Below are 12,718 nucleotides of genomic sequence, written 5' to 3' on the forward strand. Positions count from 1 at the left end.
AACAAGAGCTGGAGCAATAGTCGCGGTGAACCCTGTGGGAGCGGGCTTGCTCGCGAAAGCGGTGGGTCAATCAATACATGGCTGACAGACAGATCGCATTCGCGAGCAAGCCCGCTCCCACAGAGATTTTCGCAACTTTCAAGACACTGCTTCGACGTTAGCCCACGGAAAAAGACACTGCACCCAAAAAAAATGCCCCGTATCGATTGATACGGGGCATTTCGGTTTCTATCGGTGGAGCTGTTGCAGCCGTTTAGGCCAGGGCTTCGCTGCGCTTGCCCAGCAGACGATCACACACCACGGCAACCGCCAGGGTCATCACCGAAGGCACCAGCCAGGCCAGGCCTTGCTCGCTCAGCGGCAGATGGGCCAGCTGCGTCGGCATCCAGTCCGCCAACCCGGCGCCTTTGAGCGCATCGATCAGGCCAAACAGGAACGACACCAGCATCACCGGGCCGACAATGCGCCCCTGCTCATGCCAGAAGTCCTTGCAGAAACTCAGGGCCACCAGGGCGATGCACGGCGGGTAGATCGCGGTCAGGACCGGAATCGAGAACGCGATCAGCTTGGTCAGGCCCAGGTTGGACACCAACAGCGAAAAACCCGCCAGGATCACCACCAGGGTCTTGTAGGACAGCGGCAGGACACGGCTGAAGTACTCGGCGCAGGCGCAGGTCAGGCCGACCGCGGTGACCAGGCACGCCAGGGAGATCAACACGGCGAGGAAACCGCTGCCCAGGCTGCCGAACGTGTGTTGCACGTAGGCATGCAGCACAGCGGCACCGTTGGTCGCCCCCGCAGCCACTTCATGGCTGCCGGAACCGAGGCGGAACAGGCTGACGTAGACCAGCGCCAGGCCCACCCCGGCGATCAGCCCGGCGATGATGGCGTAGCGGGTGATCAGGGCCGGCGAATCGACGCCCCGGGAACGGATCGCGTTGACGATGACAATGCCGAATACCAGTGCACCCAGGGTATCCATGGTCAGGTAACCATTGATGAAGCCCTGGGAAAACGGCGCCGCCACGTACTCGGGGGTCGCCACGCCGATATCGCCGGCGGGCAAGGCAAACGCGGCGATACCCAGCACAGCCAAGGCGATGATTTTCAGCGGCGCGAGGAAGCGGCCGACGGTGTCCAGCAGACGGCCCGGATAGAGCGAGATGAAGAACACCAGCAGGAAATACACGGCGCTGTAGAGAAACAACGCCAGCGGGCTTTCACCGGTCAACGGCGCCAGGCCGACTTCAAACGAGACGGTGGCGGTACGTGGCGTGGCGAACAACGGGCCGACGGCCAGGTAGCACACCGCCGCCAGCACACCACCGGCGACCTTGCCAATGGGGCTGCTCAAGGCGTCCATCGCGCCACCGACCTTGGCCAGGGCAACCACCGTGATGACCGGCAAGCCAACCGCCGTGATCAAAAAGCCCAGCGCCGCCATCCAGACATGAGGCCCGGACTGCAAACCAACGATAGGCGGGAAGATGATGTTGCCAGCCCCGACGAACAGGGCAAATGTCATGAAACCAAGCGCCAGGATGTCCTGGCCTTTCAACACTTTCATTAAGGAAACCACACTACTGAATCGGAATTTAGAGAGGGATTTCCCCGAGGGTAGAGGGAAATGCTGTCGATCCGTATAAGACCGACCCGTTTTAGCGCGTCGCTTCCTTGTGGGCAGCGGTCGCAAAAATGGCTGCTAGCCTAACGAATTTGCGTGAAAAACGCACTGTTACGGGGCGAACTATCCGATACACGACATTTATGTGTCGCGTTTACGTATCTATTTTTCGGCTCGCGGCGAAATTTTCAGGCGCCAGCCTGCCCCCGTGGCGAGGGAGCTTGCTCCCGCTGGGCTGCGCAGCAGCCCCCATACAGAACAGGCGACCGTATCTATACAGATGAAACGCGTTGCCTGGTTTACGACTGCTTCGCAGCCGCGGCGGGATCTCCCTCGCCACAAGAGCCGCCGCCACAGCACATGAACTCTCAAAGGCCGGAAACGACAAAGGCCACCCGAAGGTGGCCTTTGTTGCTGGAGCGAAAAGGTCAGCCGAAGCTTACTTCTTCATTTCCCAGCCAGTCAGCTCGGCCAGGGCCTTGCCGATGTCTGCCAGCGAACGCACGGTTTTCACGCCTGCGTCTTGCAGCGCAGCGAATTTCTCGTCTGCAGTGCCTTTGCCGCCAGAGATGATTGCGCCAGCATGGCCCATGCGCTTGCCCGGAGGAGCAGTCACACCTGCGATGTAGGAAACAACCGGCTTGGTCACGTTGGCCTTGATGTAGGCAGCCGCTTCTTCTTCAGCCGAACCGCCGATCTCACCGATCATCACGATCGCTTCGGTCTTCGGGTCTTCCTGGAACAGCTTCAGGATGTCGATGAAGTTCGAACCCGGGATCGGGTCACCGCCGATGCCGACGCAAGTCGACTGACCGAAACCGGCGTCAGTGGTCTGCTTCACGGCTTCGTAAGTCAGGGTGCCAGAACGGGAAACGATACCGACCTTGCCTGGCAAGTGAATGTGACCTGGCATGATGCCGATCTTGCATTCGCCTGGAGTGATCACGCCTGGGCAGTTAGGGCCGATCAGGGTGATACCCAGCTCGTCGCACTTGACCTTGGCTTCCAGCATGTCGATGGTCGGGATGCCTTCGGTGATGCAGACGATCAGCTTGATGCCGCCGAACGCTGCTTCAAGGATGGAGTCCTTGCAGAAAGGAGCCGGAACGTAGATCACGCTGGCGGTGGCGCCAGTGGCAGCTACAGCGTCTTTCACGGTGTTGAACACTGGCAGGCCCAGGTGCTCGGTGCCGCCCTTGCCTGGCGTTACGCCGCCAACCATCTTGGTGCCGTATTCGAGGGCTTGCTGGGTGTGGAAGCTACCTTGCGAACCGGTAATACCCTGGCAGATAACCTTGGTGTCTTTATTGATCAGGACGCTCATTATTTGCCCTCCGCAGCTTTGACGACTTGTTGAGCAGCGTCGGTCAGGCTGGTAGCAGCGATGATGTTCAAACCGCTTTCTGCCAGTACTTTAGCGCCCAGCTCAGCGTTGTTGCCTTCAAGGCGAACAACAACCGGGATTTTCACGCCGACTTCTTTCACGGCGCCGATGATGCCTTCGGCAATCATGTCGCAACGAACGATGCCGCCGAAGATGTTGACCAGTACTGCGGCGACGTTAGTGTCGGACAGGATGATCTTGAACGCTTCGGTCACGCGTTCCTTGGTAGCACCGCCGCCCACGTCGAGGAAGTTGGCTGGCTTGCCGCCATGCAGGTTGACGATGTCCATGGTACCCATGGCCAGGCCGGCACCGTTGACCATGCAGCCGATGTTGCCTTCCAGGGCTACGTAGTTCAGTTCGAACTTGGCAGCGTGCGCTTCGCGCGGATCGTCTTGCGACGGATCGTGGAAAGTCTTCAGCTTAGGCTGACGGTACATGGCGTTGGCGTCGATGTTGATCTTGGCATCGAGGCAGTGCAGATCGCCGTCGGCCTTGATCACCAGCGGGTTCACTTCCAGCAGTGCCAGGTCGTGGTCCTGGAACAGCTTGGCCAGACCTACGAAGATCTTGGCGAATTGAGTGACCTGCTTGCCTTCCAGGCCCAGCTGGAATGCCAGCTCGCGGCCCTGGAATGGCTGAGCGCCAACCAGTGGATCGATGGTGGCCTTGAGGATTTTCTCAGGGGTATCGTGAGCGATTTTCTCGATGTCCACGCCACCTTCGGTGGAAGCCATGAACACGATACGGCGGCTCGAACGGTCAACGACCGCGCCCAGGTACAGCTCTTTAGCGATATCAGTGCACGATTCAACCAGGATCTTGGTGACTGGCTGACCGTTGGCGTCAGTCTGGTAAGTCACCAGACGCTTGCCCAGCCACTGCTGTGCGAAGGCTTTGGCGTCTTCTTTGCTGCGAACCAGCTTGACGCCGCCCGCTTTACCGCGACCACCGGCGTGAACCTGGGCTTTGACAACCCATTCGCTGCCGCCGATTTTGTCGCAAGCTTCTGCTGCCGCTTCCGGGGTGTCTACCGCATAGCCGGTGGATACTGGCAGGCCGTACTCAGCGAACAGCTGCTTACCCTGATACTCGTGAAGATTCATGCTTATTACCGTCTTCGTTAGGTACTGCGCATTCGGTGCTGCACCGTTTTGGTGCCGCACCACCTGTGACTGCTGCTTGCGTAGCGTTCCGGTCAACCGGTGCAGCTACGCAAGGCTGCGTCCAGCGGATATTCCGCGGTGAGTCTTGCTCGCAAGGCTCGCGACGGGCCATACCGCCGTGGTTTCTTATTGTCTATTAACGCTTCTTGCGGTTGGCCACGTGGATGGCGCCGCCATTTACGGCCAGGGCCGCTTCGTGCAAGGCTTCAGACAGGGTCGGATGGGAGAAGACCATCATGCCCAGGTCTTCAGCGCTGGTGCCGAATTCCATGCCGATCGCGCCTTGCTGTACCAGCTCGGCAGCGCTTGGGCCAATCACGTGAACGCCCAATACGCGATCCGTCTTGGCATCGGCGATGACTTTCACAAAACCGCCGGTATCGTTGGCTGCCATGGCACGGCCACTGGCGGCGAACGGGAAGGTGCCGACGTTAACTTCAACGCCTTCGGCTTTCAAGGCCTGCTCGGTTTTACCGACCCATGCGATTTCCGGGTGGGTGTAGATAACCGATGGGATCAGGTCGTAGTTCATCTGGGCCTTGTGACCCTTGATGCGCTCGACAACCATGATGCCTTCCTCGGACGCCTTGTGCGCCAGCATCATGCCGCGAACCACGTCACCGATGGCGAAGACGCCCGGTACGTTGGTGGCGCAGTGGTCGTCAACATGGATGAAACCGCGCTCGTCGATTTCCACGCCGCTATCGGCCGCCAGCAGGTCGGTGGTCACTGGACGACGGCCGACCGCAACGATCAGCTTGTCGAAGGTGATGGTCTGTTCGCCGTTGGCGTCGGTGTAGGTCACCACGACTTCTTCGCCGTTGACCTTCGAACCGGTCACGCGAGCGCCCAGCTTGATGTCCAGGCCTTGCTTGGTCAGGGTTTTCAGCGCTTCCTTGGAAACCGCGGCGTCAGCGGCCATCAGGAAAGTGTCGAGGGCTTCCAGCACGGTCACTTGCGCGCCCAGGCGCGACCATACCGAACCCAGCTCGAGGCCGATCACGCCAGCGCCGATCACGCCCAGGCGTTTTGGCACGGTCTGGAATTCCAGGGCGCCGGTGGAATCGACGATCACGTTCTGGTCGACCGGAGCCGGCGGAATGTCGATTGGACGCGAGCCTGGCGCCAGGATGACGTTTTCGGCTTCGATCACTTCAACCGAGCCGTCAGGCTTGGTCACTTCGACTTTCTTGCCCATTAGCAGCTTGCCGTGACCCTGGATCGAGGTCACGCCGTTGGCCTTGAACAAGGTGGCAACACCGGAGGTCAGGCCTTTGACGATGTTGGCCTTGCGGCCAACCATGGCAGGTACGTCAATGGTGACGTTTTCGCGGTTGACACCGCCAATGCCGTGAATGGCCAAGCCGTCTTGCGCTTCGTGGAACTTCCAGGAGCTGTCCAGCAGCGCCTTAGAGGGAATGCAACCGACGTTCAGGCAAGTACCGCCAAGGGCCAGCTTGCCTTCTTTGTCGGTGTATTTCTCGATGCAGGCAGTGGTGAGGCCAAGTTGCGCAGCCTTGATGGCCGCTACGTAGCCGCCAGGGCCCGCACCAATCACTACCACGTCGAATTTCTGAGTCATGAGTCATTCCTTTTCGAATCAAACCGGACGATCACTTGTGATGACCGTCGAGGGACGAAACCGGTTGTTTCAGCAAGAGGCCGGTCGACAGACCGGCCCTCGCGGCGAAAATCAGATATCCAGCAGCAGACGAGCCGGATCTTCAAGCAGGTTCTTGATGGTAACCAGGAAAGTCACGGCTTCCTTACCGTCGATCAGGCGGTGATCGTAGGACAGCGCCAGGTACATCATCGGACGGATTACGACTTGACCGTTGATCGCCATCGGACGCTGCAGGATGTTGTGCATGCCCAGGATCGCCGCTTGCGGCGGGTTGACGATCGGGGTCGACATCATCGAACCGAATGTACCACCGTTGGTGATGGTGAACGTACCGCCGGTCATCTCTTCGATGGACAGCTTGCCGTCACGGGCCTTCTTGCCGAAGGTGGCGATGCCGCCTTCGATTTCGGCCAGGCTCATCAGTTCGGCGTTACGCAGGACCGGAACCACCAGGCCACGGTCGCTGGAGACCGCAACACCTACGTCGGCGTAGCCGTGGTAGACGATGTCGGAACCGTCGATCGACGCGTTGACGGCCGGGAAGCGTTTCAGCGCTTCGGTGGCAGCCTTGACGAAGAACGACATGAAGCCCAGGCGTACGCCGTTGTGGGACTTCTCGAACAGATCCTTGTACTTCGAACGCAGGGCCATGACTTCGGTCATGTCGACTTCGTTGAAAGTGGTCAGCATCGCCATGTTCGACTGGGCTTCGACCAGACGCTCGGCAACCTTGGCACGCAGGCGGGTCATCGGAACGCGTTTTTCAACGCGATCACCGGCAGCGAACACCGGAGCAGCAGCGGCTGGCGCGGCAGGCTTGGACGGGGCAGCGGCTGGCGCGGCCTTCTTGGCGGCAACGGCGGCCACCACGTCTTCCTTGGTCACGCGACCACCCTTGCCGGTGCCGGCAACGGAGGCGATGTTGATGCCGTTCTCTTCGGCGATCTTGCGAGCGGCCGGGGCTGCGACTGGATCGTCTTCGCCATCGGCGGCTGGAGCAGCAGCCTGGGCAGCGGCAGGAGCAGCAGCGGCGGCCGGAGCAGCGGCAGCAGCGCCGCCTTCTTCGATCGAGCCCAGTACCTGGTTGGACAGGACGGTAGCGCCCTCTTCGGCAACGATTGCGCCGAGCACGCCGTCAGCTTCGGCCAACACTTCCAGAACGACTTTGTCGGTCTCGATGTCGACGATCAGGTCGTCACGCTTTACAGCGTCGCCTGGTTTCTTGTGCCAGGTGGCAACGGTGCCATCGGCAACCGATTCCGGGAATGACGGGGCTTTGATTTCGATAGCCATTATCTGTGGGTCCTTAAAATTCGGTTTCAGTCAGCACGAAGGCTTAAACAGTGAAAGCATCTTGCAGCAGTTTTTCTTGCTGCTCGGCGTGCATCGACGCATAACCACACGCAGGTGCAGCGGACGCATCACGGCCGGCATATTCAAGGCCCAGGGCCTTGTTATGGTTGCCGATGCTGCGACGCAGGTGATGCTGGCTGCTGTACCACGCGCCCTGGTTCATCGGTTCTTCCTGACACCACACCACGTGGGTGAGGTTGGTGTAAGGCGCGATGGCCTCCATCAGGTCTTCTTCCGGGAACGGGTAAAGCTGCTCGATACGCACGATGGCGATGTCTTCGCGGCCTTCGGCACGACGTTTTTCCAGCAGGTCGTAGTAGACCTTGCCGCTGCACAGGACCAGGCGAGTCACCTTCGCCGCGTCCAGCGTGTCGATTTCCGAAATAACGGTCTGGAAGGAGCCTTCGGCCAGGTCTTCGAGCGTAGAGATCGCCAGTTTATGACGCAGCAGCGACTTCGGTGTCAGCACGATCAGCGGCTTGCGCAGCGGACGGATGACCTGACGACGCAGCAGGTGGTAGATCTGTGCCGGGGTCGTCGGTACGCAAACCTGGACGTTGTGCTCGGCACACAGTTGCAGGTAACGCTCCAGACGTGCCGAAGAGTGCTCCGGCCCCTGCCCTTCATAACCGTGTGGCAACAGCATGGTCAGACCGCAGAGACGGCCCCACTTGTGCTCGCCACTGGTGATGAACTGGTCGACAACCACCTGGGCACCGTTGGCGAAGTCGCCGAACTGGGCTTCCCAGATCACCAGTGCATTCGGCTCGGTGGTGGAGTAGCCATATTCGAACGCCAGGACGGCTTCCTCGGACAGCAGAGAATCGTACAGGTCGAAACGTGGCTGGCCTTTGTACAGGTGTTGCAGCGGGATGTGGGTGCTGGCGTCTTTCTGGTTGTGCAACGCAGCGTGGCGGTGCGAGAAAGTGCCGCGGCCTACGTCCTGGCCGGTGATGCGAATCGGATGACCTTCGAACGCCAGGGTCGCGTACGCCATGGTTTCAGCGTAACCCCAGTTGATCGGCAGGCCGCCGGCTTGCATCTTCTGCCGGTCTTCGTAGATTTTCGCGACCTGGCGCTGAACCACGAAGCCTTCCGGGATTTCCAGCAGCTTGGCGGACAGTTCCTGCAAGGTCTTGAGGTCGAAGCGGGTGTCGTGACGCGCGGTCCAGGCGTGGCCCAGATACGGACGCCAGTCTACGAACAGCTCCTTGTTTGGCTCTTTGACCAGGCTTTTTACAACATGCAGGCCGTTGTCCAGGGCATTGCGATACTCATCGACTTTTTCCTGGACGCGCGCTGCATCCAGCACGCCGCCCTGGGTCAGACGCTCGGCATACAGCTCACGGGTGGTGCGCTGCTTGGCGATCTGCTGGTACATCAGAGGCTGGGTGCCGCTTGGCTCGTCGGCCTCGTTGTGGCCGCGACGACGGTAGCAGACCAGGTCGATCACCACGTCACGCTTGTATTGCATGCGGTAGTCGATGGCCAGCTGGGTCACGAACAGCACGGCTTCCGGGTCATCGCCATTCACATGGAGAATCGGTGCCTGGATCATTTTCGCGACGTCGGTTGCGTACTCGGTGGAACGCGAGTCTTCCGGGTTGCTGATGGTGAAGCCGACCTGGTTGTTGATCACGATGTGCACGGTGCCGCCGGTCTTGAAACCGCGGGTCTGCGACATCTGGAAGGTTTCCATGACCACGCCTTGACCGGCGAATGCCGCGTCACCGTGGATGGAAATCGGCAGGACTTTTTCACCGGTCGGATCGTTGCGGCGATCCTGGCGGGCACGGACCGAACCCTCGACCACCGGGGAAACGATTTCCAGGTGGGACGGGTTGAAAGCCATGGCCAAGTGGACTTCGCCACCTGTGGTCATCACGTTGGACGAGAAGCCCTGGTGATACTTGACGTCACCGGAACCCAGCTCGACCTTCTTCTTGCCTTCGAACTCGTCGAACAGCTCGCGCGGGTTCTTGCCGAAGGTGTTGACCAGCACGTTCAGACGGCCACGGTGGGCCATGCCGATGACAACTTCCTTGGTGCCGTAGGAACCCGAACGCTGGATCAGCTCGTCGAGCATTGGAATCAGGCTTTCGCCGCCTTCCAGGCCGAAACGCTTGGTACCCGGGTATTTGGTGCCCAGGTATTTCTCCAGGCCTTCACCGGCGGTAACGCGCTCGAGCAAGTGGCTCTTGATCTCGGCGGAGTACGTCGGACGGCCACGAACGCTTTCCAGACGCTGCTGGAACCACTGGCGCTGCTCGGAATCGGTGATATGCGTGAACTCAGCGCCGATGGTGCGGCAATATGTCTGCTGCAACGCTTCGTTTATTTCGCGTAGGCTCGCTTCCTCTTTGCCGATGAACAGGTCGCCGGCACGGAAGGTCGTATCAAGATCGGCATTGGTCAAGCCGTAGTGAGTGATCGACAGGTCTGCAGGTGCAGGACGCTGCCACAGCCCCAGCGGGTCCAGCTGGGCTGCCTGGTGGCCTCGCATCCGGTAGGCCTGGATCAGTCGCAGCACTTCAACTTGCTTCTTCTCGTGCTCACTGCTCACGCTACCGGCAGACACCGGTTGAGCGCGGCGCTGGTTCTTCGCCAGCAGCACGAAATGATCGCGAATTGTCGAGTGCGAAACATCAGTGGCAGAGTTACCGTCAGCCGGCAACTTCTGAAAGTAGGTGCGCCATTCTTCTGGCACAGCGTTAGGGTCGTGCAGGTAGAGCTCGTAGAGCTCTTCCACATAGGCAGCGTTACCACCGGAGAGGTGGGCACTGTTCCACATGCGCTGCATCACGCTTTCTTGCATGCTTGGTCACCCTCGATTAGGGGAACACCACCGGCGAAAACACCGAGCAAACTTGCAGAAGTCCGAGTGCAGCGACTAAAACAAGCCACTTAGGATCACGCTGATAGTCCGGGTACCAGCCCGGATGCCCCTGCTTGTCTCATTTCTTCAAAATAAGAACTGCCGCTTTGTGAGCGGCTGTTCTGGTTATAGCTACGACGCGGGTTGAAGCCCGCGCCCTAGCCTTTACGGGTACAGCGGTCCTACGGGTACAGCTGCTGAATCACACGCCGCTTTGCAGCAGCATGTTACGCACGTGTCCGATGGCCTTAGTCGGGTTCAGGCCTTTCGGGCAGACGTTGACGCAGTTCATGATCCCGCGGCAGCGGAATACGCTGAACGGATCATCCAGTGCCGCCAGACGCTCGGACGTCTTGGTGTCACGGCTGTCTGCCAGGAAGCGATACGCTTGCAGCAGGGCGGCCGGGCCCAGGAATTTGTCCGGGTTCCACCAGAAGGATGGGCACGAGGTCGAGCAGCAGGCGCACAGGATGCACTCGTACAGACCGTCGAGCTTTTCACGCTCTTCCGGGGACTGCAGACGCTCGATGGCCGGAGCCGGCGTGTCGTTCTGCAGGTATGGCTTCACCTTCTCGTATTGCTTGTAGAAGATGCTCATATCGACGACCAGGTCACGGATAACCGGCAAACCTGGCAACGGACGTACGATCAGCTTGTTGCCCTTGACCACTGCGGACAGCGGCGTAATGCAGGCCAAGCCGTTCTTGCCGTTGATGTTCATGCCGTCGGAGCCGCAAACGCCCTCGCGGCAAGAACGACGGTAGGAGAAACCCTCGTCCTGCTCTTTGATCAGGGCCAGCACATCCAGCACCATCAGGTCTTTACCGTCGGTTTCGACCTGGAAATCCTGCATGAACGGCGCGGCGTCCTGATCAGGGTTGTAGCGATAAACACTGACTTGCAACATGGCGGCCACCCTTAGTAAGTCCGGATCTTGGGTTCGAACGTCGGAACGGTCTTCGGCGAGAAGTTCACGGCACGCTTGGTGACACGTTTATCACCCGGGAAGTACAAGGTGTGGCACAACCAGTTTTCGTCGTCACGGTCTTCGTAGTCTTCGCGGGCATGGGCACCACGGGACTCTTTACGCACTTCAGCCGCGATGGCGGTGGCTTCGGCCACTTCCAGCAGGTTCTGCAGTTCCAGCGCTTCGATACGTGCAGTGTTGAACGCCTGCGACTTATCGTTGATCTTCACGTTAGCAATTCGTTCACGCAATTGCGCCAACTGAGCGATACCCTTCTGCATGTATTCGCCAGTACGGAATACACCGAAGTAGTTCTGCATGCAGTTTTGCAGCTCGCGACGCAAGGTAGCGACGTCTTCGCCTTCGGTACGCGCGTTCAGGGCGGACAGACGCGCCAGGGCGGCTTCGATGTTGGCATCGGTGGCATCGTCGTATTCGATACCGTCGCTCAGCGCCTTCTCCAGGTGCAGGCCGGCAGCGCGGCCGAAAACCACCAGGTCGAGCAGCGAGTTGCCGCCCAGGCGGTTGGCACCGTGAACCGATACGCAAGCCACTTCACCCACTGCGAACAGGCCAGGGATGATTTCGTCCACGCCTTCGGCGTTCTGGGTGATCGCCTGACCGTGAATGTTGGTGGCAACGCCGCCCATCATATAGTGGCAGGTTGGAACCACCGGAACCGGCGCGACGACCGGGTCAACGTGGGCGAAGGTCTTCGACAGTTCGCAGATGCCTGGCAAGCGGCTGTGCAGCACTTCCTCGCCCAGGTGGTCGAGCTTGAGCATCACGTGGTCGCCATTCGGGCCACAGCCGTTACCGGCGATGATTTCCTTGACCATCGAACGAGCCACAACGTCACGACCAGCGAGGTCCTTGGCGTTCGGCGCATAACGTTCCATGAAACGCTCGCCGTGCTTGTTGATCAGGTAACCGCCTTCACCGCGGCAACCTTCGGTGACCAGTACACCGGCGCCGGCGATGCCGGTTGGGTGGAACTGCCACATTTCGATGTCTTGTACCGGCACGCCAGCACGCAGGGCCATGCCAACGCCGTCACCGGTGTTGATCAGCGCGTTGGTGGTGGAGGCGTAGATACGGCCAGCACCGCCGGTCGCCAGCACGGTGGCCTTGGCACGGATGTAGGTGGTCTCGCCGGTTTCGATGCAGATCGCGATCACGCCGACGAAGGCGCCGTCCTGGTTCTTCACCAGGTCAACGGCGTAGTACTCGTTCAGGAACGTGGTGCCAGCCTTCAGGTTGCCCTGGTACAGGGTGTGCAGCAGCGCGTGACCGGTACGGTCGGACGCCGCGCAAGTACGCGCTGCCTGGCCACCCTTGCCGTAGTCCTTGGACTGGCCACCGAACGGACGCTGGTAGATACGGCCGGTTTCGGTACGCGAGAACGGCAGGCCCATGTGGTCCAGCTCGAACACCGCGGCCGGGCCTTCCTGACACATGTATTCGATAGCGTCCTGGTCACCGATGTAGTCGGAACCCTTGACGGTATCGTACATGTGCCAGCGCCAGTCATCGTTCGGGTCGGCCGAAGCGATGGCGCAGGTGATGCCGCCCTGGGCGGACACAGTGTGCGAACGGGTCGGGAAAACCTTGGTGATCACGGCAGTCTTGTGACCGCCCTGCGCCAGTTGCAGCGCTGCGCGCATGCCGGCACCGCCACCACCAATGATGATGGCGTCGAAAGAAATCGTAGGAATGTTAGCCATG

The 12,718-nt window shown here is 60.1% G+C and carries 8 protein-coding genes; all 8 read right to left on the minus strand.

Annotated elements, in window-relative coordinates; translation table 11 throughout:
• Window positions 1-253: 253 nt before the first annotated feature.
• Window positions 254-1,567: a branched-chain amino acid transport system II carrier protein gene (gene brnQ, locus CD58_RS20980; RefSeq protein WP_025214936.1), complete on the minus strand. Its 1,314-nt coding sequence runs from the start codon at window positions 1,565-1,567 to the stop codon at window positions 254-256.
• A gap of 496 nt (window positions 1,568-2,063) precedes the next feature.
• On the minus strand, window positions 2,064-2,948 hold the full coding sequence (gene sucD, locus CD58_RS20985) for a succinate--CoA ligase subunit alpha (protein WP_014339581.1): 885 nt from the start codon (window positions 2,946-2,948) through the stop codon (window positions 2,064-2,066).
• Complete coding sequence (gene sucC / locus CD58_RS20990; RefSeq protein ID WP_003179235.1) at window positions 2,948-4,114, minus strand: ADP-forming succinate--CoA ligase subunit beta; 1,167 nt, start codon at window positions 4,112-4,114, stop codon at window positions 2,948-2,950. The genes sucD and sucC overlap by 1 nt, the downstream gene beginning before the upstream one ends.
• A gap of 196 nt (window positions 4,115-4,310) precedes the next feature.
• Entirely contained in the window at window positions 4,311-5,756 is a 1,446-nt protein-coding gene (gene lpdA, locus CD58_RS20995; RefSeq protein WP_025214937.1) for a dihydrolipoyl dehydrogenase, read from the minus strand.
• A gap of 111 nt (window positions 5,757-5,867) precedes the next feature.
• The gene (odhB, locus tag CD58_RS21000) at window positions 5,868-7,091 is read right to left on the minus strand and encodes a 2-oxoglutarate dehydrogenase complex dihydrolipoyllysine-residue succinyltransferase (protein ID WP_025214938.1); all 1,224 of its coding nucleotides are present in this window, start codon (window positions 7,089-7,091) and stop codon (window positions 5,868-5,870) included.
• Between the two features lie 43 nt (window positions 7,092-7,134).
• Window positions 7,135-9,966, minus strand: a complete 2,832-nt coding sequence (locus tag CD58_RS21005; RefSeq protein ID WP_025214939.1) for a 2-oxoglutarate dehydrogenase E1 component — start codon at window positions 9,964-9,966, stop codon at window positions 7,135-7,137.
• A 262-nt stretch (window positions 9,967-10,228) separates the two neighbouring features.
• Window positions 10,229-10,933 carry a succinate dehydrogenase iron-sulfur subunit gene (locus CD58_RS21010; RefSeq protein ID WP_025214940.1) on the minus strand — a complete coding sequence of 235 codons (705 nt, stop codon included), beginning with the start codon at window positions 10,931-10,933 and terminating at the stop codon, window positions 10,229-10,231.
• Between the two features lie 11 nt (window positions 10,934-10,944).
• Window positions 10,945-12,717 (minus strand): succinate dehydrogenase flavoprotein subunit, encoded by a 1,773-nt coding sequence (gene sdhA, locus CD58_RS21015; protein ID WP_025214941.1) that lies wholly within the window; start codon window positions 12,715-12,717, stop codon window positions 10,945-10,947.
• Between the last annotated feature and the right edge of the window lies 1 nt (window position 12,718).

Origin of the sequence: Pseudomonas brassicacearum, from assembly GCF_000585995.1 — a bacterium.
In the GTDB taxonomy this organism is placed as follows: Bacteria; Pseudomonadota; Gammaproteobacteria; order Pseudomonadales; family Pseudomonadaceae; genus Aquipseudomonas; species Aquipseudomonas brassicacearum_A.

What these genes read in the sequence shown, in the direction of transcription:
- brnQ (WP_025214936.1), bottom strand. Translation starts at nt 1,567, where the DNA reads ATGAAAGTGTTGAAAGGCCAGGACATCCTGGCGCTTGGTTTCATGACA.
- sucD (WP_014339581.1), bottom strand. Translation starts at nt 2,948, where the DNA reads ATGAGCGTCCTGATCAATAAAGACACCAAGGTTATCTGCCAGGGTATT.
- sucC (WP_003179235.1), bottom strand. Translation starts at nt 4,114, where the DNA reads ATGAATCTTCACGAGTATCAGGGTAAGCAGCTGTTCGCTGAGTACGGC.
- lpdA (WP_025214937.1), bottom strand. Translation starts at nt 5,756, where the DNA reads ATGACTCAGAAATTCGACGTGGTAGTGATTGGTGCGGGCCCTGGCGGC.
- odhB (WP_025214938.1), bottom strand. Translation starts at nt 7,091, where the DNA reads ATGGCTATCGAAATCAAAGCCCCGTCATTCCCGGAATCGGTTGCCGAT.
- CD58_RS21005 (WP_025214939.1), bottom strand. Translation starts at nt 9,966, where the DNA reads ATGCAAGAAAGCGTGATGCAGCGCATGTGGAACAGTGCCCACCTCTCC.
- CD58_RS21010 (WP_025214940.1), bottom strand. Translation starts at nt 10,933, where the DNA reads ATGTTGCAAGTCAGTGTTTATCGCTACAACCCTGATCAGGACGCCGCG.
- sdhA (WP_025214941.1), bottom strand. Translation starts at nt 12,717, where the DNA reads ATGGCTAACATTCCTACGATTTCTTTCGACGCCATCATCATTGGTGGT.